General features: G+C 62.7%; 12 protein-coding genes. 3 read left to right on the top strand and 9 right to left on the bottom strand.

Annotation, left to right across the window (positions count from 1 at the left end; genetic code table 11):
* The first annotated feature begins 391 nt into the window (after window positions 1–391).
* A complete protein-coding gene (locus K419_RS22285; RefSeq protein WP_026842670.1) occupies window positions 392–1,867 on the top strand; it encodes a LuxE/PaaK family acyltransferase in 1,476 nt (491 codons plus the stop codon).
* Between the two features lie 53 nt (window positions 1,868–1,920).
* Here K419_RS22285 and K419_RS0117280 read toward each other — a convergent pair whose 3' ends face one another.
* From K419_RS0117280 to ccsA, 3 genes are read right to left on the bottom strand one after another with little or no spacing between them, the layout of a single operon-like run.
* On the bottom strand, window positions 1,921–3,270 hold the full coding sequence (locus K419_RS0117280; RefSeq protein WP_026842669.1) for a B12-binding domain-containing radical SAM protein: 1,350 nt from the start codon (window positions 3,268–3,270) through the stop codon (window positions 1,921–1,923).
* 34 nt (window positions 3,271–3,304) lie between these two features.
* Window positions 3,305–3,853 carry a hypothetical protein gene (locus tag K419_RS0117275; RefSeq protein ID WP_026842668.1) on the bottom strand — a complete coding sequence of 183 codons (549 nt, stop codon included), beginning with the start codon at window positions 3,851–3,853 and terminating at the stop codon, window positions 3,305–3,307.
* A 23-nt stretch (window positions 3,854–3,876) separates the two neighbouring features.
* A complete protein-coding gene (gene ccsA, locus K419_RS0117270; protein WP_026842667.1) occupies window positions 3,877–4,710 on the bottom strand; it encodes a cytochrome c biogenesis protein CcsA in 834 nt (277 codons plus the stop codon).
* A 375-nt stretch (window positions 4,711–5,085) separates the two neighbouring features.
* Here ccsA and K419_RS0117265 point away from each other — a divergent pair, with 375 nt between their 5' ends.
* Entirely contained in the window at window positions 5,086–5,667 is a 582-nt protein-coding gene (locus K419_RS0117265; protein ID WP_026842666.1) for a hypothetical protein, read from the top strand.
* Complete coding sequence (locus K419_RS0117260; protein WP_026842665.1) at window positions 5,664–6,893, top strand: phospholipid carrier-dependent glycosyltransferase; 1,230 nt, start codon at window positions 5,664–5,666, stop codon at window positions 6,891–6,893. The genes K419_RS0117265 and K419_RS0117260 overlap by 4 nt, the downstream gene beginning before the upstream one ends.
* A gap of 39 nt (window positions 6,894–6,932) precedes the next feature.
* On the opposite strand, the gene K419_RS0117255 is transcribed toward K419_RS0117260, so the two are convergent.
* From K419_RS0117255 to K419_RS0117230, 6 genes are all read right to left on the bottom strand, one after another.
* Entirely contained in the window at window positions 6,933–8,081 is a 1,149-nt protein-coding gene (locus K419_RS0117255) for a cytochrome c biogenesis protein ResB (protein WP_026842664.1), read from the bottom strand.
* A complete protein-coding gene (locus tag K419_RS0117250) occupies window positions 8,081–9,277 on the bottom strand; it encodes a TolB-like translocation protein (RefSeq protein ID WP_026842663.1) in 1,197 nt (398 codons plus the stop codon). Before K419_RS0117250 ends, K419_RS0117255 begins: the two co-directional genes overlap by 1 nt.
* 344 nt (window positions 9,278–9,621) lie before the next feature.
* On the bottom strand, window positions 9,622–13,323 hold the full coding sequence (locus K419_RS22850) for a fibronectin type III domain-containing protein (protein WP_156912234.1): 3,702 nt from the start codon (window positions 13,321–13,323) through the stop codon (window positions 9,622–9,624).
* A gap of 63 nt (window positions 13,324–13,386) precedes the next feature.
* The gene (locus K419_RS0117240; protein ID WP_026842661.1) at window positions 13,387–18,009 is read right to left on the bottom strand and encodes a cytochrome c3 family protein; all 4,623 of its coding nucleotides are present in this window, start codon (window positions 18,007–18,009) and stop codon (window positions 13,387–13,389) included.
* A gap of 68 nt (window positions 18,010–18,077) precedes the next feature.
* Window positions 18,078–22,370: a CxxxxCH/CxxCH domain c-type cytochrome gene (locus tag K419_RS0117235; RefSeq protein ID WP_226377731.1), complete on the bottom strand. Its 4,293-nt coding sequence runs from the start codon at window positions 22,368–22,370 to the stop codon at window positions 18,078–18,080.
* Window positions 22,371–22,747: 377 nt separating this feature from the next.
* A complete protein-coding gene (locus tag K419_RS0117230) occupies window positions 22,748–25,621 on the bottom strand; it encodes a CxxxxCH/CxxCH domain c-type cytochrome (RefSeq protein WP_026842659.1) in 2,874 nt (957 codons plus the stop codon).
* Window positions 25,622–25,631 lie beyond the last annotated feature (10 nt).

Here is a 25,631-nt window from a genome sequence, read left to right as displayed (position 1 = left end):
GAGCCAGGTCCCCGCTGACTCCACGACGCCGGAATGATACGGCGGCGTTATCAGTGCGACCCTTTTTATAGTCATATCCAACCCCTTCCAGGTATTAGAACTGTAGTTAGTGAAGTGGATCTCTGAGTCAGTTTGGCTTTCTATGCCACAGAGGCCATCGAAATAAAAAAATATAGCCTTATCGCAGCCCGGCGGCCCGGCCACTGTACTACAGATTTGCCATTCTTAGCGCGGTTTTTTAAAAACGAAACGAAATAGTTACTTTTGATGTGTCTGAACTAAACCAAACTTAATACTTGCGCCGTTTTATTATAATCTTGACTGGCACAAAACCTGTAAGTACTATGACCGCTAACGTGTTTTAATAGCCAGCCGTTAAAAGGAGTTTGCCATGTCAGCATCAGAAAGCGTCAGTCACACTCTGACCGAAGAGATCCTCGCCATCATCGAAGCTGGCGTCGATGCCGATCTCTCCGATGAGAGGTTCAACGACTACTGCATGAAGCTCTTCACCCTGCAGTACGAAACCAACGCCATATTCCGCGAGTTCTGCGACGTGAAGAAGGTCCGCCCGGGGGACATCACCCGTTGGCAGGATGTCCCCATGGTGTACAACGACGTTTTCAAGACCCACCTGGTCGCTTCCTTCCCGCTGGAGCAGTCGGTCATGGCCTGCCTCACCGGGGGGACCACCAGCCTGACCCAGCGCGGCCGCATCTTCCGGGACGAGGACGGCAAGAAGCTCGTCTTCGGCGCCAACAAGATGATGACCAACTCCTACCTCTTCCCCGACTTCGAGGAAGGGAAGCGCTGCCGAATCCTGATCCTCGCTCCCAGCCCCGAGATGGCCCCCTCCATGGGGATGGCCATCGGCATGGACCAGACCCGCAAGGCCTTCGGCACCCCGGACAGCATGTTCCTTTTGGGCAAGAGCGGGATCGACATCAAGAACCTTCTGAAGGCGCTGCGCGAGTCGGAGGCAAGCGGCGTTCCCGTCGCCCTCATCGGCGCCACGGCCGCCTACGTCTACTTCTTCCAGGCCTGCCGCCGCAGAAAGATCAGCTTCAAGCTTCCCGCCGGCAGCCGCGTCTGCGACGGCGGCGGCTACCGAGGCCGCTTCGGCGTGGTCACCCGCGACGACTATTACGACATGGTGCAGGAGATCCTGGACGTCCCGCGCACCCACTGCGTGAACGTCCTGGGCGAGGCCGAGACCGCCACCAACCTCTTCGACGACGCCTTGAGGCGCCACGTGAAGGGGCTTCCCGAAAAGAAGCTGGCCCGCCCGGTCCCCCCCTGGTCCCGCGTCCTGGCCATGAACATCGACGACCTCTCGCCGCTTCCCGACGGCGAGGTGGGGCTATTGGCCCACTGGGACCTGGCCAACGTCCCCACCGTTTTGGCCGTCATCACCGACAACCTGGGCTACACCACCGACAACGGCAAAAGCTGCGAGATGGTGGGACGCGCCAAGATCGAGAACGGCAAGGTGTCGCCGCTCCCCGACGAGGAGAGGACCATGGGGCCGATGGGGGACTCCGCCATCTTCCGGATGCTGGAGACCTACACCAACTTCTCCATCGACCTGAAGATGCGGCTTGCCAAGGACCCGAAGGTGGCGCCGAGCCCCCGCGAGGAGATCGAGGCGAGGCCCGGTTCGGTCGCCTCCTGTCCGCAGGTGGTCGACGAGATCCTCGTCTCGCAGGCGGACAAAGAAGCGGCGGAGCAGAGGGATCTTGCTCTAGGGACTTTCAAGGATCAGACCGAACGCCCGCTCGACTGGTTCCTGGCCGAAGCTGAAAAGCAGAAGCTCATGGACCATCCGGCAGGGTTGCAGTCGGAACGCCCAAAAACGGAAAAGAAGTAAGCGAAGACGGCCCGTGCAGGTTTCCTGCACGGGCCTTTCCTTGTCTGCGGCACCTACCCCCGCTCCAGCACCTGCTTATCCCGCACCAGCATCTTCTCCTCGCGCCACTTGCGGTAGGCGATCTTCATCCCCTTTCTGACCGGAAGCTGGTTCATGAGGGAGAGCATGTGGGCGTAGGGGAAACCGCGCAGCGGCACCTTGAACATGTGGCGCAGAACGCGCGGCAGGCTCAACAGCTCGAGCGAGCTTTCGTAGAACTGCTCCTCGCGGGCCTCCGGGGTCATGTCAGGGTCCGGGTGCTCGAAAACGGCGTAGGAGCCGTTGTAGTACTCCCACCCCAGTTCCTTGAAGATGTACGGCTCGTACTGACGGGCGAGTTCGGTCCCCGGGTAGGGAACCACCAGCGAAGGGTGCATGGAGACCCCGAGGCGGTCCGCTAGTTCGACGGAGCGTTTGAAGTCGTCAAGCGAATCGTCCCTGCTGCCAAGCATGTAGAACAGCGACACGTCGATGCCGTGGTCCCTGAGCGTGCGTACCGCCCGCTCCCGGTCCACACCGATCTTGCCGTTGGCCGCGTAGGCCTTCAGCCCCTCGTCGGTCATGGCGTCCCACCCGACCCAGACGGTGAGCATGCCGCAGTCCCGCGCGGCGTTCAGCATCTTCGACCCCAGGGGGGCCAGAACGGGACCGAGGCTGCCGAACCCCATCCACTTTTTCCCGGTCCCCCTGAGCGCGGTGAAGAGGTCTATGGCACGCTGCATGTTTTCCGTGCCGGGCCACCAGATGTTCTCGTCGCCGTTTATGTACATCTTCTCGGGTATGGCCGCCACGTCGCGCACCACGTGCTCGATCGGGCGGAAGCGGATCTTCCCTCCGAAGAACGGCTTCACCGAGCAGAAGGTGCAGTTGAAGGGGCATCCGCGCGAGGTGTTCACGATGCGGAACTGGTGCCCTCCCCCGAGGGAGCCGTAAAGAGGGGTCGGCAGGTCCGAGAGCTCGACCTGTTCGCCGCGGTAGAAGGGCTGCAGGGTCCCGGCGCGGAAGTCCTTGAGCACCTGCGGCCAGCAGCTTTCCCCCTCCCCAATCACCACCGCGTCGCCATGCTCCTTCGCCTCCTCGGGCATGGCCGAGGCGTGCATCCCCCCGAAGACCACCTTGATGCCGCGCGCTCTCAGCGAGTCCGCGATGCGGTATCCGGGGACCGAGGTAGGAGTCAGGATGCTGATCGCCGCCAGGTCGCAGTCGAGCTTCTCGAAGGCGTCCGGCGTCGCGCTCCCGCTGATCAGCTGGATCTCGATGGTGGGATCCGCCTTCTTGGTCAGGGCAGCGAGGTACTCGAGGATCGGGGGTGCCACCGGGGTCCAGCCAAAGGGCAGCGGGGGGAAGATGATGCAAAGTTTCATGTATCGGCTACCTTAGTGCGCGTTCCCCGCCGGGTCACAGGTCGATTTTCCTGTTGCTGTAAATGGCGTCGAGCACGCTTTTCACGTCCGGCAGCGGGTACCGGTTGGTCTTGCCGTCGGTCTTCACCACGGTGCGGGAGGCCATCACCACGCCGTACTCGCCGTTGGGGTAGATGGCGAACTTCACCTCGATGCCGCTGGCGGAGATCCCCTCGCGCTTGGCCTTGAAGTCGAGCCAGCGGGCGGGCGCCGAACCGGTGAAATCGACGTAGACGGTCCCGCCGACAGAGGTTGTTTCGCGCCAGCTCTTCTGCTTGAAGTGGCGGTAGTTGTCGAAGGCCTCGCCGACCTTCATCTTCGGGTACCCCGACAGGGTGACGCCTTTGATGGCGGCGGTCATCCCCACCGGACCGGCGGTCGCGATGCTGCCGGAAGGGGCACCATGCGGGGAGATGCTGCCACCCCCCATAGCGCCGCCGTGCGGATTCATGGATGGTTTCTTCGGTAGCTCAGGTGCCGGCGACGCACAGGCGAGTCGCAGCGAAAGCGAGGCGAACAAAATGACGGTTAACATCAGACGCATGCGGTAGATCTCCTGCAGATGAATCAGTGCTGTATTCTGAAACCGGAGTGGAAAGTCTCCACGCCGAACGGGATCCCCCAGTAGCTCACGATCATCACCACGACGGCGATCAGCGAGTACCACGCGAGCCTGGTACCACGCCAACCGAAGGTGACCCGCAGATGGAGGTAGATGCCGTAGATGAGCCAGGAGATGAGGGACCACACCTCGACGGGGTCCCAGTTCCAGTAGTTGCCCTTCACCGTGTTCGACCAGTAAGCACCCGAGATGATCATGAGACCGTACATGATGAATCCGCCGGCGACGAAGCGATAGGACAGGTTGTCGATGTTTTTGAGGTCCGGCAGTTTCCCCGCGATGCCCTCGTTATCCTTCTTCTCCTTGAGCAGATAGAGAAACCCCATGCCGGCAGCCATCAGTACCGAGCCGAAACCGATGGTCGCTCCGGTGATGTGCACCCAGATCCAGTAGCTTTGCAAAGCGGGAGCGATGGTGGCCGCGACCTCCTTCAGGAGCGTGCCGGCCCATCCCAAGAGGACAAAGGCAACCGGCATGACCAGCACCCCCAGGGGAAGCACCTTCTTGATGGCGAACTCGGAGATCAGGAAGATGAGAACCGTCATCAGGACGCCGAGGCTGAGCGATTCGGAAATGGAGATGAACGGGGTCACCCCGGCCCCGGAAGCAGACCAGCGCATGGATATCGCAACCACGTGGGGGACGAAGCCGGCCAGGGCGCTGAAGAGGCCTATGCGAAACAGTTTGTCGTAGTTGGCGATTAACCCGAAGATGTAACTGAATGTGCTTAAGCCATACAGTGCAACGGCAATCCAAAAAAACATGAGTTCGGCATTCATCCATTCACCTCCAGAAATAAGCTTTGACAGGAATTAGGTGCTACAGATTACAGCGCGCAGCTAGTCATTTAAGCACGCCCTCACATAGCATGTCAATCTTTCCCGTCCCAGCAGCCACCGCTTAATTCCGATTCCATGCTTGAGTTTCACAGCGCATTCAGTACCAAGACCCAGAGTTGAAACAATACGGCGAACTCTGTGCCTTGACGAAAAAGCCTGCTTGATTCATATTGAGGCGTCGCTGAGTCAGAATTCGCGGCGATCATGCATCCCGCGACGCTTGTCGAAACCGAAAGGCAGGCTCAAATACTACCTGTTCGACCGGCTCTGATTACCCGTCGACAGCACCTGACACATCTCCCAGGATTCGAAACCATGTACCGAAACAAAACCGCCTGCTCACTGGCAGCTACGGCGTTACTTGCCGCTGTCATCTCTGTCGCAAACTGCCACGGAACCGGCAGCCGGATATATGCCCCCGGAAAAGAGACCGTGACCGTCGACACCCCCGAAAAAGCCTATGCGATCTGGCAGCAGAAGCGGGTAAAGGGAAGGACGCTGGTTCTTTTCGACAGCTACCCGCACATGCGGGGACGCTTCAATTACCGGGGCGAGCCGCAACTGGAGCGATCCAACCTGGTGGAGTTCTCCATATTCAGCAACGTCATCCGCAAGATCTATTTCATCGTTCCCGATACCGCCTGGGAAGAGTTCCTGCAAAAGGACACGACCAAGGTGATCAAGGCGATACCTCAGTTGAAAAAGGGCGTTTCCTTGTACAACCTGAACGGCATGCCGATGATTGCGACTACGCCATCATCCCTGCCGCACCTTTCAGAGCAAGCGCTCGTCTACATCAACGGCAGCGTTTTCGACCCTGTCGAGGCGCAGCACCTTTTGACCGAGAGAGGAATCACCGGCGACATCACCGTCATCTATCAGGACAACCGGAAATGAAAAGAAACGAGATCATCCTTATCTGCCTGCTGCTCCTGCTCGCCTTAGGCCTGAGATGCTACGACCTCTCCTATCCAAGCTTCAGATGGGGGGACGAGATGGCTCACGTACCGGCGGGGACCAATTACTGGGTCAACGGGCAGTTCGAACCGGACAACTGGGAGCACCCCCCGCTGCGTCACATCATCATGTACGGCTTCCTGCAGCTTTTCGGCGACAACCCGTACGGTTGGCGAATGAGAAACGTCCTGTTCGGGGCCGCGGCCGCCGTCCTCACCTATCTCTTCGCCCGCGAGGTCAGCGGGAGGAGAAAGGCCGGGCTGCTGGCGGGCCTGCTCCTCGCCACCGATCCCCTGCACATCGTCATGTCGCGCTACACCTTCGAGGAGATCTACGGCGGAGCGTTCTTCCTCGCGGCCATCGTGCTCTACCAAAGGCACAACGAGCGGAGCTCCTGGCTCATGGCGAGCGCCTTCTTCATGGGGTGCGCCCTGGCGACCAAGTGGTATTACGTCCCCGGTTGGCTGCTGATCTGTCTGCTTACCCTGCAAAGCAATGAAAACTACCGCAAGCTGAGGTCGGTGCTGTTCGTCACCACTACCTATCTATTCATCCCGGTCAGCGTATTCATCGGCTCCTACTACTTCTGGTTCGGCCGCGGCTACGCTTTCAGTGAGTTTATCCAGTTCATACTCGACGCCTACTACTCTCTGCAGACCTACCGGCCGGAGAGCTATAATCCGGCCATGGTATTCCTGAGCCACGGCTCCGCCCTGGAGTGGTTCATCCGTTCCGTCACAGTCGGCCAGGGGACCTTCATCGGCGCCGACCGCGGCGAGTTCATCCTCTACATGAACAGCCTGCCGATCTGGATTCTCACTCTCCCCTCGTTGACCTGCCTGGCGGTCCTGGCGGCTCGCAGGCGCTGCCTGGCGCTCGCCCTGCCGGTGCTCCTCTTTGCGGCGACCTATGCGCTGTTCATCTTCGTCAAGAGGCCCACCTTCATCTATTCGGCCGTGCCGCTGCTCCCCTTCGCCTTCACCGCGATTGCCTGCTGCATATGCGAGGTGGCCGAGAGGCAGGGCGAGCGGCTTTACCACCTGGCCCTGGCAGCCATGCTGGCCTGGAACCTGTACCTGTACCCTCTGGCCACGGCCAAGAAAGTGCCGGTCGCACCGTACCGCTATCTGCTCGATGCTTCCGACGCGAAACTGCACCGGGAGTAAAAGCGCCGGACGACAGCGGCGGCAAAGCCGCCCGGCCCTTCACGCTTTGCCGGTTTCCCTGCGCCCCTTCACGATCCGACCGACCGTGGTGAGTATCATCCCGAACAGCCCCACCCACAGGCTGCTGAGGACGATTATCTGCCCCGGCTCGTAGCTGACTTTCATGCTGACCCAGTAGCGGACCTCCTTGGGGGAAAGCAGGTAAGCGCCGGCGTCGAAGCTTGCTCCCAGGTCGGTCTTGCTTTTCGCAAACGACTCCTGGTCCATTTTCGTCATGGTGGAACCAAGAGGCCGCACCATGAAAAAGGCGGCGCCCGCCTTCTCCTTGAGCGGGTCCGGGCGATAGGCCACCTGCAGATCGAACAACGGCTGCTCCGGCGCATATGGAAAGGCCAGGGTGCCCGGACCGTTCTTTGTTCCCGTGGTGTAGAAGTTCGATTTGCCGTCGTGCTTCAGGCTCTGCAGCGGAAGGTACGCGCCGTAAAGCTCTTTTCCCTGCTTGTCGGAGAGGACTGTCAGGACGGTGTACCCTTCCTGGTCGGGAAAGAATTTGAACCCCTTGTAGTCGAGGTTTTTGGTGAGATAGATGACTTCCTGCTTCTTTTGGTCCCCTTCTCCCACAGTGATGTCGTAGGCTCTCCTCTTGTCGACACCGTCCAGCTTGTAGCCAATATGTAGGGCGTTGAGAGTGGTCTCGCCTTTGAGCCACAACACGTTGAAGAACCGGCCGTGCGACACCGCGTCGTAGCTTTGGCGCTCGCCGTTTTGGACGGTCTCCCCTTCGGTGAGCCTCATCGCCCCCCTGAAGAAGAACAGGCTGTTGTATATGATGCCGACGAACATGGCGACGAAGCTGAGATGGAACAGGATCATCCCGAAGGAGACGATGGTGATCCTTCTGCCCCAGATCCTGCCGAAAAAACAGCAGGCGACGTTGGCGATGAGCATCACCAGCAGCCCGTTGAACCACAGGGTGTCGAAAATCAACTCGCCGCCGCGCTGCCCGCGCAGGAGAGTGACCCCGATCAGGCAGCAGATCAGGATCGCCACCAGCAGCGCCATGGCCAGCTTGGCCGAGGCCAGGAAGTCGTACACCTTCCGAACCATCTTGTTTACAGGGTGATAGCGCGGTTCCAGCGGGAAATGTTCACTCTCGATATCCGTATCGGGCTTGTTTTCTACAGGCATTACAGCTTCTCCACCTTCCAGATCAGTTTCGTGCCGTCCTTCGCTCCGTATGCGAGCGTTTTTCCGTCAGCCGAGAACACTGGCGGGAACACCATCTCGTAGTCGGGGCACTGCCTGATCACCTTGCCATTCAAATCTGAAACGACCATGAAGCGCTTGCCATCCTGGCGCACCCGGTAGGCCACCCGCTGCCCATCCGGACTGATTACCGGCTTGAGGATTTTGTCAAACTTGGGGCCTTCGTTGCCGTTCACGACTAGGAAGATGCTCCTCCCGCGTTTCCCCGGAGTTTCCTTGCGGCCCAGGTACGCGTACCCGCTGCCGTCCTTGCTGTACGCCAGTTCGCCGACCTCGTCGTACTGCCTCTGCTCGACGGCACCGCCGGAGAAGGGGTGATGCAAGGTGCAGGTCCCCTTGGAGCTGGTCAGAAAACCGATGCCCCGTTTGCCTGGCAGAATCACGAGCGGACCCACCAGTTCGCCTGCGGGGAATGGCTTTTCCTCCCCGTTGTAAACGACCAGCCGGGCTCCGCCTTTCTCTGCCAGGTAGGCCACGGAGGAGCCGTCGGCGCTGACGGCCAGCTCCTTGATGCTGTCATAGAGCCGCCCTTCCTTGACCGAAGCGGGCTGCGCGAAACTCAGCTCGACGACCCTTTGCTTGCCGCCGGCCTCGCTGGTCGCGGCGATCTTGGTTTTATCCTCGCTGATGACCATGATGGCGCCTGTCGCCTCGCGCGCCGTCTGCTTCTTGAAGTCGAGGCCGCTGATCACCAGCCGCGGCTTGGCGTGCTCGTTGACGCTGTCGACGTAGGCGAACTTGGTGCTGTCCGCGTTGAATCCGAACTGGTTGTGCTGGGTTTTATAGGCGGGGAAGGTCCGGCCGTCTACAACGAAATGCCAGCGACCGCCCATTTTGGCCTGATACACGACGTGGCGGCTGTCCGGGCTGAAGAACGGTATTTCCAGCTCTTCAACGACCTCGCTGGCCCTTCCGTCGACCACCATGCGCAGCTTGTCGTCGACATATGCCTGGTAGGCGAGACGCTGGCCGTCAGGGCTCAGGGAGGGGGTCAGTATGTTGGTATAGGGGGTGCCGGACTTGCCGTTGTGCACCATATGGAACTTGCCGGCTTGCTCGGCGGCGTAGAAGAACCCCCTGCCGGTGGCGTTGAACTCGATCTGGGAGGCGTTGCGCACCGGTTGGGAGCCCCAAGCACCGCCTGCTGCCTGCTGGCCGGCAATTTCTCCAACAACTGTAGTAGTTGTGAGAAGAGAGAGATTCTCAGTTTTTTCCAATTCCTTGTTGCACCCGTAAAGGGATAATGCAACCGACGCAGCCAGACACATAACTCTTAAACGGACATTCATTCCACGATCCTCTTCAACCTTGCATCCGCCAAGTGCAGCGCCATTGGCGTTTCGAAACGGTTAAACGTACATCATTTCCCGCTCTGTTTTCTAGAGGCCGGCAGGTACTCAAGAAAAAAACCCCGCCCTTTTGGGCGGGGTAGTTGTTTTGCAGATTAAGCCATATTGCTACTTTAGTACACGCCACCCAGGCCATTGGTACTGTTGCCCATGTTGTTATCGCAGGTACCGCCGGTACCCGAGCAGGTCGACGGGTTGGTAATGGTATCGCCAACCGCGGACTTGGGCGCCCAACCGCTGAGAGTGTTCCGGATGAACGCGTACGGTCTGTTGCCGTTCGACCACTTGGAGCCGACGGTACCGGCTACACGGTCGTTGAATCCGTGACCTTCCTCGGCGCGCAACGGACGACCCACGCTTGTTGCGGAGTAGGTGGCGGCGACCACGCCGTAACCGTGGCAGTAGGAGCAGTTGTTGAAGGTAGCGGTGCCCATGTCTCCCGCGCCCTGGGTAAACGCGGAACCGGCGCCGTGCTGAGAGGCGGTGGTCGCGTACTTGGTCGCGTGGCAGTTGACGCAGAGGTTGGTGGAGGCCGTCGTTCCGGCGGCTCTGATGGGGCCGCGCAGAGTGACGGCATTGCCGTGCGCGGTGACCGTGAAGGTCTGGACGCCGGTCTGCGCCAGGGTGGCGTGGCAATCCCAGCAGGACATGAGTGCGCCCCACGAGGTGTTGTTGCCGTTGGTCTTGGTTATCGTGGCATAGGGGGCGACCATCTGTGCGCCCTGGACGTAGCTGTTGTTCTGCTTTCCGATAACCGGGTGGTAGGAGGCGTTGGTCGTCGCAAGACCTGCGGCAACGTTGACTACGTTGCCCAGACCATTGCTGTTGTAGGGAGCCACGTGGTTGGTGATCGCTATGCCGAACGGCCGCATCGCGGTACCGGTGGTCGGGACCTGCGCCTCTGTGCTCACCGCTCCCAGCCCGTCGTGGCATTTCAGGCAGTGGTTCTGCTGTATCGCCGCGATGACGAGCCAATTGGGATCCGTCTCAAGCGTCTTGGTAAGATCGCGCTGGTACTGCAGGAACTGCACGTCGGTCGTTCCCTCGACGTACTGTCCCGGCGTCGCCCCGTTCCAGGTGACGTTCTTGATGTTGAGACCGGTATCCGGGTCGCGCAGGTTGATGTAGCCGTTGCCGTGCGCGGTGGTGGTTTTACCGGTCGCCTTGGCGCCCTCCATGTGGCAGACGATGCAGTCGGCATCGTTGACCACGGTGTTTGCCGGGGTGCCGCCGTTGGAGGAACGCTTGTGACTCCAGGCGCTTTTCATTTCCTGGACGACGTTTCTGCGCGTCGTCGGTCCGCCCAGGGCCTGTGTTGCCGCGCTGGTATTGATGACGGCACCGTGGCAGTCGACACAACCGAGCTTACCGTTCCAGGCGATGCTGACGTGGCAACCGGAGGTGGCGCAGGTGCCGCCGGTGGCGGCGTAGGTGTACCCGAAGGAAGCCTGGATATTGTAGGTGCCGTTAAGGTGCTGCGCGTTCGGGGTATAGACCCCGGCGGCGTAGGTCACGCTGGTATGGCAGACGTCGCAGGTCTTGGAGGCATGGGTGGCTCCCTGGTGAGCGTTGGCTTTCGCCGCCCCCCAGGTTGTCGCCCCGTTGGCATAGGCGGGGGGAGCACCGTGGCACGAACCGCAGGTGCTGCTGCCGGTTCCCCAGACCAGTGCGGTAACCGGCGCCGACAGTGCGGTGCGGGTCTCGCCGGTTTGCGAGGTCTTGCCGGTCCCCTGGCTATGGCAGTAGGTGGTGCAGGAGGCGAAGGCGGGCGTATCCGACACCGGATGAGTCGCCTGACCGTAGCTCTCGCCCGCCACCTGGCGCAGCGGGTTCGCTATATCGATGTTGCCGTCGGAGTGCTTGTTGCCGGCAGGCGAGACGCCGTTGTCCTTGTGGCAGTTGGCGCAGGTCAGGATGCTCGTGTGCTTCGCGTGCGACCCCTTGAACTGGCCGGCAGGGACGTTGCGGCCGGTGCCGTCGGCGGGAGGGTTGCCGTGGCAGCCGCCGCAGTTGGTGATGGAAGAGGAAAGCGCGATCTTCGGGGTGACGGTGGAGCTGGGGCCGAAGGCGGTCTCCACGAGGGCGGAGTTGCGCGCCTTGACGTCGAAGGTATAGGGGGTGCCGCTGGTCAGGCCGGAAATGGTCTTGACGCCCCAGCCTGACAGGGTGTTCCAGGCGGCGGCCGCCCCGACGGTGCCGCCGGACTGGACGTACTGGTTGGCGTAGGCCCCGCCGTTGATCCTGATGGCGTATTGGGTGGTGGCGGAATTGGCATCGGGGTTGACCGCCACGGTGAGCTCGGTGCCGGTTCCGACGTTGGCCACTGCCGGCGCCACCGGCGCCTGGGCCAGGGTAACGGCGGTGGTCGCGGCGGACGGCACGCTCTGGCAGCTTCCGGCGGTGTTGTAGCCGGTGACGGTGTAGTTGTACGAGGTCCCGGGGCTTGCCGTGTTGTCGGTGTACGAGCCGGTCAGGACGTTCGTTGCTATCTGCACCCCGTCGCGGAAGACGATGGAGTAGTTGGTGTTGGCGCCCGGGGTCCAGGTGAGGGGTACCGAGGTCGCCGTCTCGGCGCCGTGGGTAAGACCCGTGGGCTGGCCGGCAGCGCAGGGGGAGTTGACGGTGAACACGGCGGTACCGGTACCGGTCACCCCGCCGGGGAGGGTTACCGTCACGTCGCGCCCCCCGAGGGTAGCGCCGGCGGCAACCGTTACCGGGACGGTAAGGGCGCTGGCATCCACATAGCTGACAGCGCCAAGCGTGATCCCGGTGCCGCTGAAGGCTACAGTGGAGCCGCTTTGGAAGTTGGTACCGGTGATCGTCACTGTGGTCGGTCCGTCGCCTTGTTTCATGAATGCAGGCGAAGTCGAGGTGACCGTCGGGGTCGGCGCGGGACTCACTGTGAAAAGGCCGGTGCCGGTGCCGACACCGCCGTCGGTGTTGGTGACGGTGACGTCGCGGGTGCCGACAGTGGAGTTGTCAGCAACGGTGACCGGTACGGTGACGGTGGTCGCATTAACGGTGGTCGGGGTTCCAGCAGTCACTCCGGTGCCGCTGAAAGCCACCGACTGGACCGCATTGAAGCCGGTGCCGGTGACGGTAACCGTGCCGGAGGCTCCTTGCTGCAGAGCGGGAGAAGCCGCGGTGACTGTCGGGTTGGCGACTGCGTTGGTCTCTGTGACAGTGAAACTCGTCGACGAGAGGGATCCGGCAAGGCCGAAGTACACGCGGGGGGTTCCCGTCACGGAGGAGGTCCAGGTGAATCGCAATTGCAGCCGATGGCCCTGGGCGACACGACCCGTTCCGTTGATAGTGAAGTTGGCCGGCGTCCAGGAGTATTGTGTCGTGTTTCCTCCGCCGGTAAGAGTCTTCGCAGCCGATGATGCGACCAGGGTACCGTTGTCGAGAGCACCGGCAGGATCGTAATCGTACAGATCGAGCTTAACGGTATCGCTGGTAGCCAGTCCGCGCAGGGCTGAGGTAACCGAGATCCCTGAGATATTGACGGCGTTTGCGTAGACCGGGCCGTAGACCTTGAAAGCTACCGTCGCAGTGTTGGCCGACGAAATGGTCGGATAGTACCGGTATGCAGTGCTCCCTTCCGTTGTTGCGGCAGTGGTCCGGCCTATGCCGCTGGAGGTGTATGGGGAGACGCCGATCACGTTACAGGTGCCATCCGCCCCAAGGTTCGTCGTGGTATTCATCGTCGGGTAGTACGATACCGTGGCGGCCTGCAGTTGCATCGGCTTATACCACCCCTGGTACATGAAGACCGATGTCACCAAGGTGAAGAGGAGAACAAGGCTGGTTTTCATCCACCAGCTCATCCCATGGATTTTTTTCCTGATTATCTTTCCCATTAACTATCTCTCCCCGGTTTAGTACGACGACCAGACTGGCGTTTCTTTATAGTGGCAATCGACGTTGGAGCAGGTCTTGGCCTTGAAGCCCGAAGACTGGCCCACTATGCCGTTGTAAACGGCGGTCCCGCCGAAGCTGCGGGCAGGCGTGATGGAGATGGTGCGCCCGGTGCCGGGGATGGCTTCGCCCATGTCGTGGGCGGCGCCATTATGGCACACTCCGCACACCGCTGTCCACGGCGTACCGGAGCCGAAGGCGTCGCTGGTGGCGGTGAGGACGGCGTTGTTACGCTGGATCAGGTAAGCGATGTGCTTCTCGTGCGCCCCTTTGCCCTCTGCTACGCCGGAGCGCTCCGGTTTGTCAGCCCAGGTTCCCGGGCCGTAGCCGTGGCAGCTGTCGCAGTTGCCCACGCCCCACTTGATGCCGTCCATGTGCCTTTTCCCCGCCACGGTGCCGGTCGCGCCGCCGTTATGGCCGTGGCAGCCGGAGCAGTCGGTGCTGTCGGTATTCATCCCCGAGTGCGTTCCGGCGGGCTGGAAGCCGGTGACGCCCGGGACCTTGTGGCAGACGCTGCAGTTGGCGACCGACTTGGTGCCGCCTGCCACGTACTTCGCGCTGGTCCAGGAGGGGAACACGGCCGACCCTGCGTTGGCGGCCAAAAGCGTTCCGCCGGTTCCTGCCGGGTTGTGGCAGTAGGTGTTGTTGCACGTAGTGCCGCTGTAAGTCGCGCTCATGGCGCCGTTTTTGGTGGCCAACCCCTGGAACGCCGGGAGGGAGTTGGAGTTTATGTGGTCGAAGTTGGTCGGCAGCGGGCCATGGCAGGCCTCGCAGCGGTAGTCGATCGTCGAGTAATTGCTGAACCCGAGGGTCCCCTTCAAGTGGGTCTGGTGCGCGCCGACCTTCGGGTCGTTGCTCACGTTACCCGCGCCGGAAACGATGCCGTTAAAGCCAGAGGCGTTTCTAGGCGGTGCCACCACGTAGCGGTTATCCGGGGTGATGGTCGCGGTCTCGGTGCCGTGGCAGCCGGTGCAGCCAAGCCCCTTGACGCTGAAGCCCTTGCCGTGCTTATGGCAGTCGATGCAGTCCCTGCCGTCGGTGCCGAAGTGGTTGCCCAAGGTCGCGGTGGTGGCAAACGGGTGCGCCTTGGTACCGTTGGCGCCGGTGGCGTCGTAGGTGTGGCAGACCTCACAGATCTTGCCGGAGGAGACCCTGGGGGTTGCCCCGGAGTCCCAGCCCGGTACCGGCTGCGTCGCGCTGGTGCCGGCGGTCCTTCTGTAGTTGATCGCTTGTCCGGCGCCAGGGAGCTGCCCCTTGGCTATATCGGGAGCGGTTACCGTCTCGCGGATCCTGTTCACGTTCCTGGTCGCCGCCCCGCCCTGCACGTGGCAGGTGGTGCAGTCGAATTCGCCGTATCGGGCGCTCGGGATACCCCAGCCACCGTTGGCGCTCCACTTGGTGGAGCCGGTGCTGTCGGAGTTGTGCAGCATCGGGTTGTTGACGGTCGAGTTGACCGCGACGTTAGCCGGCGCGGTATGCAGAGCCGCCGAGGCTGCCACGGTGGTTTTATTGATCACGTTCTTCGCCGCCGTCGCCTTGGCGCTGACGGTGAGGGTCACCGAACCGATCTGGCCGGAGTTGAGAACGATACTCGGAGCGCTGAAGGACGAGGCGTTGAAGTCGGCCGTGTTGGTCTCCGACGGAATCGCCAGGTTGTAGGTGACCGGGGTGCAGCCGCTACCCGAGTCTGTGTTCTTCACCGATACCGTGTAGGTCATGCTGCCGCCGCGGTTCAGGTAGCCGGAATCCGGCCCCACGATGAGAAGCGGAGTCTTCTTGGTGCAGCTCACCACGTTGAGGGTGGTCTGCACGTCGCCGGTGGTGACCGCGGCATGGTAAAGGTCGGCTACGGTAAAGGCGCGGGTCTTGCCGGAGCCGCTTAAGTGGTCCACGGTGGCCTTGACGGTCACGGTCGTGGTGGTCTGTGCGCCCGGGGCGAGGTTGACCGAGGGGACCGCAACGGTCGGCGGATCGAAGACGGCACCGACATCGGTATCGGACACGCCGAGGTTGAAGGTGGTGGAGCCGCACCCGCCGTAGTCGTTGTTGACGACCTTCAGGTTGTAGACCGAGGTCCCACCGTCGACGGAGATGGTGGAAGCGATGCTGCCGGTCGGGGTCAAGAGGGTAACGGTCGGATCGTTACGGACGCAGGCTGCGGCCGTGGTGAAGGTCCTGGGGGCGTCGGAGGCCGAGTTACCTACGCCGTCGCGAGCCGTGACGGTCCAAGTGTAGGTGGTGCCTGCGACTAGCCCGACAGGCGCCCACGAGGTGGAGGCGATCCAACCGCTGTTCGTCGAGTAGGCGGCGCCGTCGTTGATGGCGAAGTAGTAGCTGACGTTCCCTACGCCTGCGTCGGTGGCGGTGGTGCACTGCAGCGTCGTATTGAGCGGCTGGTCGATGGAAGCGTCGGCGGGGGAGACAGCCAAAAGGCCACTCGGGGCGACGGTATCAACCTGCACCGAGCGGGTCAGCCCGGAAACGGCGGAGACGTTCCCCGCTGCGTCCTTCACCCAAGGGTAGAGGGTGTAGGTCCCGTCAGCTGCCACCGGGAAGGTGGCAGGTACGGTGCCGCTCCAGCCGGCCGCGCCTGCTGCGGGCTGGGTGCTGGTCGAGGTGATCAGGTATGCCGCGACCGTGGTGCCGACATCGGTGCCGGTAATCCCGCCGATGGGGATATTGCGGCTATTGGTCTGGGCGTTGACAGTAAAGGTGGCGACCGTCGGCGCGGTCATGTCGACCACGACGGTAACGGGGGCGGCATAAACAGCCGATACGTTGCTGCCGCCGTCCTTGACCCAGGGGTAGAGGGTGTAGGTACCTGCCGCGGCGACGGTGTAGGTCGCAGGCGCTGTGGCGGTCCAGGCCGGGTCGCTGGCGGTAGGTTGGGTGGCGCTGGTGGTGATCAGGTAGCCGGAAACCCCGCTTCCGCCGATGTTGTCGGTGCCAACGAAGGAACCCGCTGTGATCGGGATGGCCAGGGTGTTGCCCGGAGTTTTCGCGGCGAAGCCCGGGTTCACGGTCGGCGCGATGGCGTCGGAGATGAGGAGCTTAAGAGGCCCTGTCCAGACGTCGGTCGCGTTGTAGTAGTTAACGTAGCTGTCGTATTCGAAGATCTTGTAGTAGTAGGCCGTCCCGTTCGCGAGACCGACACTGTCGGTGAAGGTGGAGGCGGTACCCACGTAGCGCACGGTACCGGCGCCGAGGGTATCTACTGCCGGGACATAGGTTTTGCCGTCCACGGGCTTGGTGGTGTCGGTATTAACGGTATAGCGGACGATCACCACGCTCTGCCCCGCGGTGCCGTAGCTCCAGTTCAGCGTGATGCTGGAGCTGGTCGCGCTGTTCGTTCCCCAGGTGGAGGCCGCGTGGACGTTGGAGAGGGTCAGCGTGGTGTCGACCGCGTCGCTTCCGTTCATCACGTTGCCGCCGGTGATGGCGGACACGACGGCCGTGGTGGCGGTAAGCCCCGCCGGAGCGCCGGCCGCGCGGCTCTTGTAGGTCGCCACGATCTTGTAGTTGGCGGCCGTGTTGGTTACCGGGATCGGTGTGCCGCCGCTGAAGTTCCAGGTGTCGGAGCCGGGGTTGTTGACCGCGGTGAAGTAGGTGGTGGTGCCCGCCTCGTTCTGGATCGACAAGCTGGCGATGGCGGCATTGTTGGTGGTGGTGACGGTAAGGCCGGTCACCGAATCGGTGGTCCCGGCGGAACCGGTCACCAGCGAGAAGCCATCGAGTTTCTGCGCGGCCGCCCCGGGGGCCACGTTGACCGAGCTCCCGGCGACGCCGGCGCCGAGCGTCGTGGTGGCGGGGTTAAGCCCGATCACCGCGAAACCGTAGCGGGTCGCTGAGCTCCAGGTGGGGAGCGGATTCTCAGTGCCGGTCGCAGCGATCTGCTTGGAGCCGACCGAGTCCATCATCAGGGTACTGTTCGCCGTGTCGAAGTGCTCGGTGTACCCGGAGGCCGGGGTGGAGACATAGGTGCTGTTCACGTTGGCGCCGTAGACGGCGGTACCGCCTGCGGTGACGTTGATGGTACCGGAGCCTGGCGTCGTGAGCGAGCTATCCGAGGCCACCGCACGGGAACCGGTGGTAGGCGTCGCCTGGTTCACGTTGGAGTAGAAGGCTGCCGAAAGGCCGACACCGGACGACGGCGTCGAGTTCCAGCTGACCGTTATGCTCGGGGTGGTCCCTGTGGCCGCCACGATCTTGGCCTCGTTCAGGTACCCGAACCAGACCTTCTGGCGGCTCGTGGTGTCGGTCGCCACGATCTTGGTCAGGGCCTGTCCGCCGTAGCTGACGGTCGGGGTGAAGGTGCTGATGGCCGTGCTGTACTCAGCCACCACTTTCACTACCAGCAAGCGGTTGTTCCCCGCCCCCTTGGCCAGCGTCATGGTCGGCAGCGTGGAGGTGCTGCCGGTCCCGAGGATGGCCCATTGGGTCTGTACCGCCACCGCCGCCTGGGCGTCCCTGGCGTCGCGCATCTGCAGGCAGACCACGACCGCCAACATGGTGAACACCGCGATCAGGCAGGTTCTCGCGCCCCATCCCATGCCCTTGATATTTTTAACGATCACTTTTCCCATGCTAATTCACCTGCCTTTGCACTCGATGTGTCATGGTTGTCTTCGTTTTGGTACACGGTCATGCCCCCCTATTGCGGCAGCCCGGTGTGGCAGGCTGCACAGGCCAGCGGTCCCTTGGTCCTCCACTCCATCTGCGTGCCGTTGTGGCAGGCTACGGTGGAGCAGGTCCCGCCGACGTAGCTCGGAGTGGTCCGGGCCTGGTCGTAGGAAGTGGCGGTCTTGTAACCGTTCACGCGGGTCCAGGAGGTGTACACCGACTGGACTGCCTCGACGCCCATCCTTAGCTGCGCCTTGGACTTCACGTTGAACGGACTCATGAATACCACGTCGACGTCGCCGTTGATGTGGGTCTGGCTGGTGGCGAGGACCTGCAGGTTCCCTTTGAGCGGAGCGGAGCCGGCGGTCACGTGGCAGCTGGAGCAGACGCTACCCTTGTCGTTGAAAGAGACCGCGACGGTCGCGTTGTGGCACAGGTTGCAGTTGAAGGTCGTCGAGGTGGCCGGGTCGCCGTGAGCGGCGCCTGAGCCCGGTGCGCCTGCGACGGCGATCCTGGCGCTGTAGCCGTCGAAGACGTCGGCGTAGTGGTTGCCGACTACGTGGCGAGCGTGAGCCGCCGAACCTTCCTTGCCGCCGGAGTTAGGCGAGTTGCCGTGGCACTGGGCGCACTTGTCGACGCTCGCCCACGGGGTGACCGCATACCAGTCCGGGGTGGTCTGGAACTGGTACTGCTGCGTGGTCTGGGAGACGTAGCCGTTGGAGTGGCAGTAAACGTTGGAGCAGACCACGCTGCTTCCCATGGTGTAGCTCATCACCCACGGGCCGCCCGCCTTGTTCTTGGTCTTGACGGTGCCGGCCAGGCTGTGGCTCGGGTCGAGGTCGAGCTCGACGGTGGAGTTCTTATGGGTGCCGGAATCCATCGGATGGCAGAAGCCGCAGCCGTATTTCGGGAAGCCGTCCTTGTACACGATCCCGTAGATCCACGAGGTGTCGATGAAGTCGCCGGCGGAGAGCTTCTTGCCCGTCAGGAACAGTTCGGCGTCGGTGTGGGCCTTATGCGCCCCGATCAGCTCCTTGTTGACGCAGGTCGGGTCGCCCGGTGCGCAGAGGTTGGTCGAAGAGTGGCAGCCGAGACAGTCGTCGACGGTCACTTCCACGATGCCGTCTATGTGCTTGCTCTTGTCGGTGAAGGCGACGTTGGACTGCGCGACGTGGTTGTGGCAGGCGGAGCAGTTCGTGCTCGCCGAGTGCGGGTACGCCGGCGGATTCATGTGGCACTTGTTGCAGCCGGTGCCGCCCAAGTAGGCCGGATCGTTCCAGGAGGGGCTGGCGCCGGTCCCCTGGGCCGTGCCGTCGGTGGTCTTCCTGATCCCGGCGTGGCAGTAGGTGTTGTTGCAGACGCGTCCGGCCGGCACGTATTCGGGAACCATGGGCGCGCCTTCCACGCCGCCGGCGTAGCTCGGATGCTTGGCGGTCGCGCCCCAGGTGAGGGTGGCCGGCAGCCCGTCCATGTGGCCCGCGGCATCGACCGTGGCCGGAACCGCATGGCACTGGTCGCAGGTGATCGGGTTGGAGTAGTTGTGCGTACCCGCCAGGTGCGAGACGTGGGTCCCGACGTAGGGGCCTGTGGGGCTGCCCGCGGTGTCCTTGAAGGTCGCGCTGGTCTGGGCGGTGTTCGCCGTGCCGTGGCACTTCTCGCAGGTGGGAAGCGTGGTGGAGACCCCCCAGTTGCGGGTTGCGCGGCCATGGCAGGTGCTCGTGGAGCAGGTGCCGTACCCGTTGCCCGGGGTGTTATCCAGGGCCTGGGAGTAGGTGGTGCCGGTCCCCTTGTCGGTGAATGAGAGGTTGATGGTACCGTTGGCGTGCGAGGGGCCGGTAGTGCTTGCGGAGTTGCCGGCGCCGTGGCAGACGGAGCAGCTGTAGGCGCTGTCCACGGTGTGGCGCTTGTGGCTCCCGAGGCTTAGGTCTTGCGCTGTTTCCTGCAGGGACGCCATGTTGCTGTGGCAGCTGCCGCAGGTAAGGGTGCCGTTGGAGCCCCAGGCGGGGTTCCCGAAGACGGTGGCCTGGCCGGTGCCGCTGGCCCCCTGGACGTTGCTGTGGCAGTAGGTGGCGCAGCTCTTGTTCGCTTCAGTGTAGGTTCCGCCCACCTTGAATTCGACCTCGCGGACGCGGTTCAAGTGGTTGGAGGAGTAGTCGCGCATCTTGCCGGCGACGCCGCTGTCGACGGTCGACTTGTGGCAGTTGGCGCAACCGGTCGAGTCGGTCATGTTGGCGGTATGTTTTTCGTGGCTGTTGGCGGTCTTCAGCGTGCCGTCGTACTTGTTGGCGTAGTTCGGAGCGCCTGCAGCGTTCGCCCAGGTTGCGTTGGCGGTTTTGCCGTGGCAGCCGTTGCAGGAGAGCTTGGCGTCGCCGCGCCAGTTCTTGGAGCCGGTCATGCTGGCGAAGACCGGGGTGGCCTGGCCGGAGCTGTGGCAGTAGACGTTGGAGCAGATGCCGGAAGAGGTTTCGTAGTTTGCGCTCCCCCCCGCCTTGACGCCGGAGTAGTCCTTGAAGCTGTTCGAGTGGACGATGCCGGTGATCACGGTGTTGCTGGCCAGAGAGACGGTCTTCGCGTGGCACTCGGCGCACATGAGGTTGTTGCCGCGCCCCATGGTCGTGTAGTTGTTCATGTGGGCGCCGTGCTTGCCGGTCGAGATGGCGACGGTATCGAGCCCGGCCGCGCCGCCGTGGCAACCGCTGCAGTTTGCCGGCATGTTCCCGCCCCATACCGGGGTCTGGGTCTGCTGCCCGTTGCCGTTCGAGTGACAGGAGTTGGTGCAGGTGCCGCCGTAGGTCCCGATCGGGTGCTTGGTTACCGGGGAGAGCGAGTAGTTGACAACGTCCACCTTGGAGTTGGCATGGGTCAGGCCGCCGGAGACGCCGCTGACCGCGCCGGAGTGGCACGCGCCGCAGCCGGTCCCGGGGAGGGCCATGTGCTTGTCGTGGCTGCCGGTTGCGGGCGCGCCGGTGGCGGTGAAGATGCCGGCGCCGCGGTGGCAGGCCGCACAGCCGGAATTTTGCCCCCACACCGGGGACTGTATCGGCAGCGGACCGTAGGGGTCGGCGTGGCAGGAAGCGGAGGAGCAGCTCCCGGTGTAGGTCCCCGGTGCGTGCTTCTGCACCGGCGAACCGATGTAGTCGTTGGCTACCTCGACGGTGCCGTTGGTGTGGCTCAACCCGCCGCTTGTGTTTTTCACCGCGCCGTCATGGCACTGGTTGCAGGCCGAGCCGGTAAGCGCCATATGCTTGCCGTGGCTGCCGGTGTCGGGCGCACCGGAGGCTGCGAAGGCGCCGGCGTTGTTGTGGCAGGCGCTGCACCCCGCGCTCTGGCCCCACTGGGGGGAGGGGGTGGATAACGTGCTGTAGGGGCTCACGTGGCAGGTCGCGTTGGAGCAGCTGCCGTAGCCGTTGCCCGGGGCGCCTCCCTTGTCGTACCCGCCCAAGGCGACGTCGATGCTGCCGTCCACGTGGGTCGGCGCGGTGTAGCTGGTGGCCGAGGCGTTAGCGTGGCAGTTGCCGCAGTTGCCGTTGGAGGCAAGGTGGCGGCTGTGGCTGCCGGAGGCAAGCGCAGAGGTCTTGTGGCAGGTGTTGCAGGCGCCGCTGGCCGCATTGCTCCAAAGTGGGGCGGTGTAGTCGCCCGCGCCAAGCGCGCCGCCTGTGGCGTTTTGCCCGGAGCTGTGGCAGTACAGGGTGGAGCAGCTCCCCACTACCCTGGTGGCGGACTGGCTGGGGAGGTAAGCGAAGTTGGACCCGGCGTAGGAGCCGACGGTCACGATTAGGTTCCGCCCTGCGCTGGTGGCGTGCTGGAACGGCTTCGCTTCCTGGGTGTGGTCGATATGGCACTTGGCGCAGACGGTGAGGTCGCTGCCGTACAACGCCAGGTGCTTAGTATGTGCGTAACTGTCGGGAACGGCCTTATGGCAAGTCCCGCAGGAGGTGCCGAAAGGCTCACCCAGAGCCGGCGAGCCCCATTCGGGAGTCGGCGCCTCGAAATGGCAGTTGACGTTGGAGCAGGTCCCAAGGATTGCCGGGGGAACGGAGGTCTGGTTGAAGAACCCCCTGCTGTAGCTCGCGCCTGTGCGGCCGTTCAGGTTCTGCTGCACCTGAATGACGCCGTCGCGATGCCCGGTGCTGGTCACCTGCGGCCCGTGACACTTGGCGCAGCTGTCAGCCGTGTTCCCCGCATGGGTCTGGTGGTTGCCGCGGATCGAACCGAAATCAGGTTCTCGCTGCCCCGTCAGAGAGTCGAGCGGAGGCATGGTATGGCAATCGTCGCACTTGAGGTCGTACTGGGGCGCGGCCAGCGCCAGCGATGCAGTGAACATCACAACGCCGAACAGTACCAAAGTAAGGATCGTTCGGAGATTGCCATATCCAGGTCTGCGGTAGCTCTTCATTTTAAGCTCCTTCTCTAACCCTCTGATCTATACCTGAACCAGCTTGTTATCCGGCGGGAGAGAAATTCCCCCGCCGGAAGCTTGTAACACTTTACAGTATTGAATAAAGCCAATTCTTACAAAATTTTAATTTTTTCTGTTAACTTTTTTATTCGCTTACTACGTACGCAGTACCGACGCAATACTTATGTTGTACTTACGTAGTACCTAGTTGCCTAGGTACTACGTAAGTACTACGTTTTAGTCGTATTTACTACGCATTTACTGAAGATTAACCACAAATTAATACTATTGTTACCTACCTACTACCTTTCTATACTCCACGGCTTGGTCTTCTTGAAGTGGCAGCTCACGTTGAAGCAGCTGCCGGACTTGTTGGTCCCGCCGGAAACAAGCTTGGCGGAGGTGTAGCCGAGGAACGGATCGTCGCTGAAGCGGTACTGCGGGTCGATCTGGACGGTGACGTTGTCCACGTGGTTCCTGATCGGAAGCGCCCTGGAGTGGGCTGCGTTGCCGCCGTTGTGGCAGGGGAGGCAGTTTGCCCAACCCTCGGAGGGCTTGGCGTCTTTCTTGATGTGCGCGGCAACCACGTGGGCGCCGCCGCCGCCGGAGTAGTCTTCGAAGCGGGCGGTGGACCAGTTGCCGAGAACGCCGAAGGTGACTGCGGAGATGGTCTTTCTCGGAGCCGGCGGGTAGCCGTGGCAGGCGTCGCATCCGCCGTTGGGAACGAAGGCGAGGCCGGTTGCCGGGTTGTGCTGGTGGCACTCGAGGCAGTTCGTGGTGGAGTCGACGTGGGTCGCCTCCGGCTGGCCGGCCTTGGTGAAGTACTGGGTCGTGGTGTGGCAGACCTGGCAGACGCCGGTGCGTGCTCCGTTGGCGAAGGTGTTGACGGTGGTGAAGCTCACCGCGGTCCCGTTGATCGTGCCGTTAATCATCATGCTGTTTGCGGTACCGTGCGCGTTGTGGCAGTCGGAGCACTTGGCGCCGAGTGCGCCGGTGGGGCGGTGCACCTTCACGTTGAGAGCGGCGCCGGCTACCTTGACTGCGTCGGTGTGGCAGTAGTTACATTCCTGGTTGTCCACGCCGGTCAACGCGCCCAAGAGACGCTTCTGGTCGCCGGCTACGCCGTTGATGTGTGCGGAGTTGGCGTCGTGGCAAGCGGAGCAGGACTGGTTGATTCCGGCCTTGCCGTGGCCCGCGGTCGCTGCGAGCGTCTTGTCCGGAGCGGTGAGGGCGCCGATGACGGAGAGCTGGCCCCCTGCGGTGCTGTGGCAGCTTTCGCAGGAAACGCGCCCGGTGGTCCAGTCGGTCGACTGCTTGTGGCAGCTGGAGCAGGTGCCCACCTTGTTGTAGCCGATGGCGAGGTTAACAATGCCGTCTGCGTGGCTGGCAGCGGTGTTCGGGGTATGGCAGCCGGAGCAGGAGGTGGCCAGGGCGCCGTTCATGCCCGGGCCGTAGCTCGCCGTGAAGTGGGCGGAGTGGGCGTTGCTGGAAACCAGGCCGTTCACGGTGGTGGAAAGCGCCTTATGGCAGGTACCGCAAGCGCCGGAGGTAGAGTCGTTCCACTTCGGTGTGCCGGTAAGGTGGCAGGAAGTGGCGCAGTTCTTGGTGGCGGCTGTAAAGGTGGTTACCTTGGCGCCGGCAACCTCGACGATCGCGTCGCCGTGCAGCGCCTTGTTCGCGAAGTTGGTGCTGCCGGTAACGGTCTGGGCGTGGCAGGTGTCGCAGGCATAGCCCTTGGTGGAAACGTGGGCCGCGTGCGCGTTGGTGGTAAGGGTTGCTGCGTTGCCGTGGCAACCGGCGCAACCAAGCGACTGACCCCATTTGGCAGCCCCTACGCCTGCTACGATGCCGCCGCCGTCGTGGCAGGACACTGCGGAGCAGCTGTTCCCTACGATGGTGAAGCTCTTGCCGTTACCGGCTACGACGTTGCGGGTGCCGTCGGTGTGCGGAGCGCCGGCCTTGATGCTCAGGCCGTCGACGGTGGTGCTGCCATGGCAGTTCTGGCAGTTTGCCGCCCCGACGACATGGTTTTGGTGGCTGTTGGCGCGCGGTTGGTCCATACCGGCGTTGGCGTAGTTAGGCTCGCCGGCGACGGAGGCGAAGGCAGGAGCCGCATCGGAGCCGTGGCAGCTTTTGCAGTCCAGAACCTGGGTCTGGGTCCAGGTCACGCTCTTCTGGGTCCCTTTGCCATCGCTGTGGCAGTAAGAGGTGGAGCAGCTTCCCGCAACCGGGGTCCCTACGTGGGCGCCCGCAACGTCTTTGTTCTTGTTGACGTGGTTGGTGAAGTTGCCGATGGTGCTGTTGTCGGTCACGGTGGCGGAGTGGCACTCCACGCAGCCGTAGTTGGTGCCGAGGAAGCCGGCGTTGTTCACGTGTTTGGCGTGCTTGCCGGAGAGGGTGTTGCTGGTCGCGTCGCCGTGGCAGCCGGCGCAGCTAAGGGTCGCGCCCCAGGTCGGCGGGGTGAAGCTACCCTGGCCGTTGCTGTGGCAGTAGAGGTTGGCGCACTGGTTGGCCGCGAAGGAGCCGCCGTCGGGGAGCACCACTTCGATGGCGCGGCCGGCGCTGGTTGCGTGGCTGAAGGGCTTCGCCTGCGCCGCGTGGTCGGTATGGCACTTAACGCAGGAGCCGGTACCGGTGCCGAAGTAGGAGGCATGCTTGCTATTGAGGGTCGGGTGGTTGCCGGTGGCCGGTGCGACGGCATGGCACTGGGAGCAGTCGCCGGGAGCCTGGAACGGTGCAGCGCCCCAGGCAGGGGTCGCCTTCAGGGTGCCCTTGCCGTTACTGTGGCAGGCCGCGGTGGAGCAGGAACCCATCGGGGTCGGCGGTACCGAGGTCTGGTTCACGAACCCGGCTGCGATCTTCCGCGAGTAGCCGATGCCGTCGGCAAGCTCGATGGTCTTGTTCCTGTGCCCCATGGCGTAGCCGCTCACGTCGCCGTGGCACTTGGCGCAGGAATTGACCGCTGCCGAAGCGTGACCCTGGTGGTTGCCCGGAATGGCGCCCGTGTTGGGGTCCTTCTTCGCGTTGGCGGAATCCAGCGGCGGCATCTGGTGACAGAAGGTACAGTCATAGCTGTACTGCGAAGCAGCCTGTGCCTGTCCGGCACCAAGCGCCATCAGTGTCAGCACCAGAAGTGCCAACCCCAACAAACATCGTCCTCCATACTTAGATAACATCTTTCCCTCC

Origin of the sequence: Citrifermentans bremense R1, assembly GCF_000426865.1 — a bacterium.
Lineage (GTDB): Bacteria > Desulfobacterota > Desulfuromonadia > Geobacterales > Geobacteraceae > Geomonas > Geomonas bremensis.
The sequence above is the reverse complement of the archived record's forward strand: the minus strand, read 5'-3'. Positions and strand labels throughout refer to the sequence as shown.

Coding starts and splice junctions, on each gene's coding strand:
- K419_RS0117255 (WP_026842664.1), bottom strand. CDS start 8,081: ATGCCTGTAGAAAACAAGCCCGATACGGATATCGAGAGTGAACATTTC.
- K419_RS0117260 (WP_026842665.1), top strand. CDS start 5,664: ATGAAAAGAAACGAGATCATCCTTATCTGCCTGCTGCTCCTGCTCGCC.
- K419_RS22285 (WP_026842670.1), top strand. CDS start 392: ATGTCAGCATCAGAAAGCGTCAGTCACACTCTGACCGAAGAGATCCTC.
- K419_RS0117265 (WP_026842666.1), top strand. CDS start 5,086: ATGTACCGAAACAAAACCGCCTGCTCACTGGCAGCTACGGCGTTACTT.
- K419_RS0117275 (WP_026842668.1), bottom strand. CDS start 3,853: ATGCGTCTGATGTTAACCGTCATTTTGTTCGCCTCGCTTTCGCTGCGA.
- ccsA (WP_026842667.1), bottom strand. CDS start 4,710: ATGAATGCCGAACTCATGTTTTTTTGGATTGCCGTTGCACTGTATGGC.
- K419_RS0117280 (WP_026842669.1), bottom strand. CDS start 3,270: ATGAAACTTTGCATCATCTTCCCCCCGCTGCCCTTTGGCTGGACCCCG.
- K419_RS22850 (WP_156912234.1), bottom strand. CDS start 13,323: ATGAAAACCAGCCTTGTTCTCCTCTTCACCTTGGTGACATCGGTCTTC.
- K419_RS0117230 (WP_026842659.1), bottom strand. CDS start 25,621: ATGTTATCTAAGTATGGAGGACGATGTTTGTTGGGGTTGGCACTTCTG.
- K419_RS0117240 (WP_026842661.1), bottom strand. CDS start 18,009: ATGGGAAAAGTGATCGTTAAAAATATCAAGGGCATGGGATGGGGCGCG.
- K419_RS0117235 (WP_226377731.1), bottom strand. CDS start 22,370: ATGTTCACTGCATCGCTGGCGCTGGCCGCGCCCCAGTACGACCTCAAG.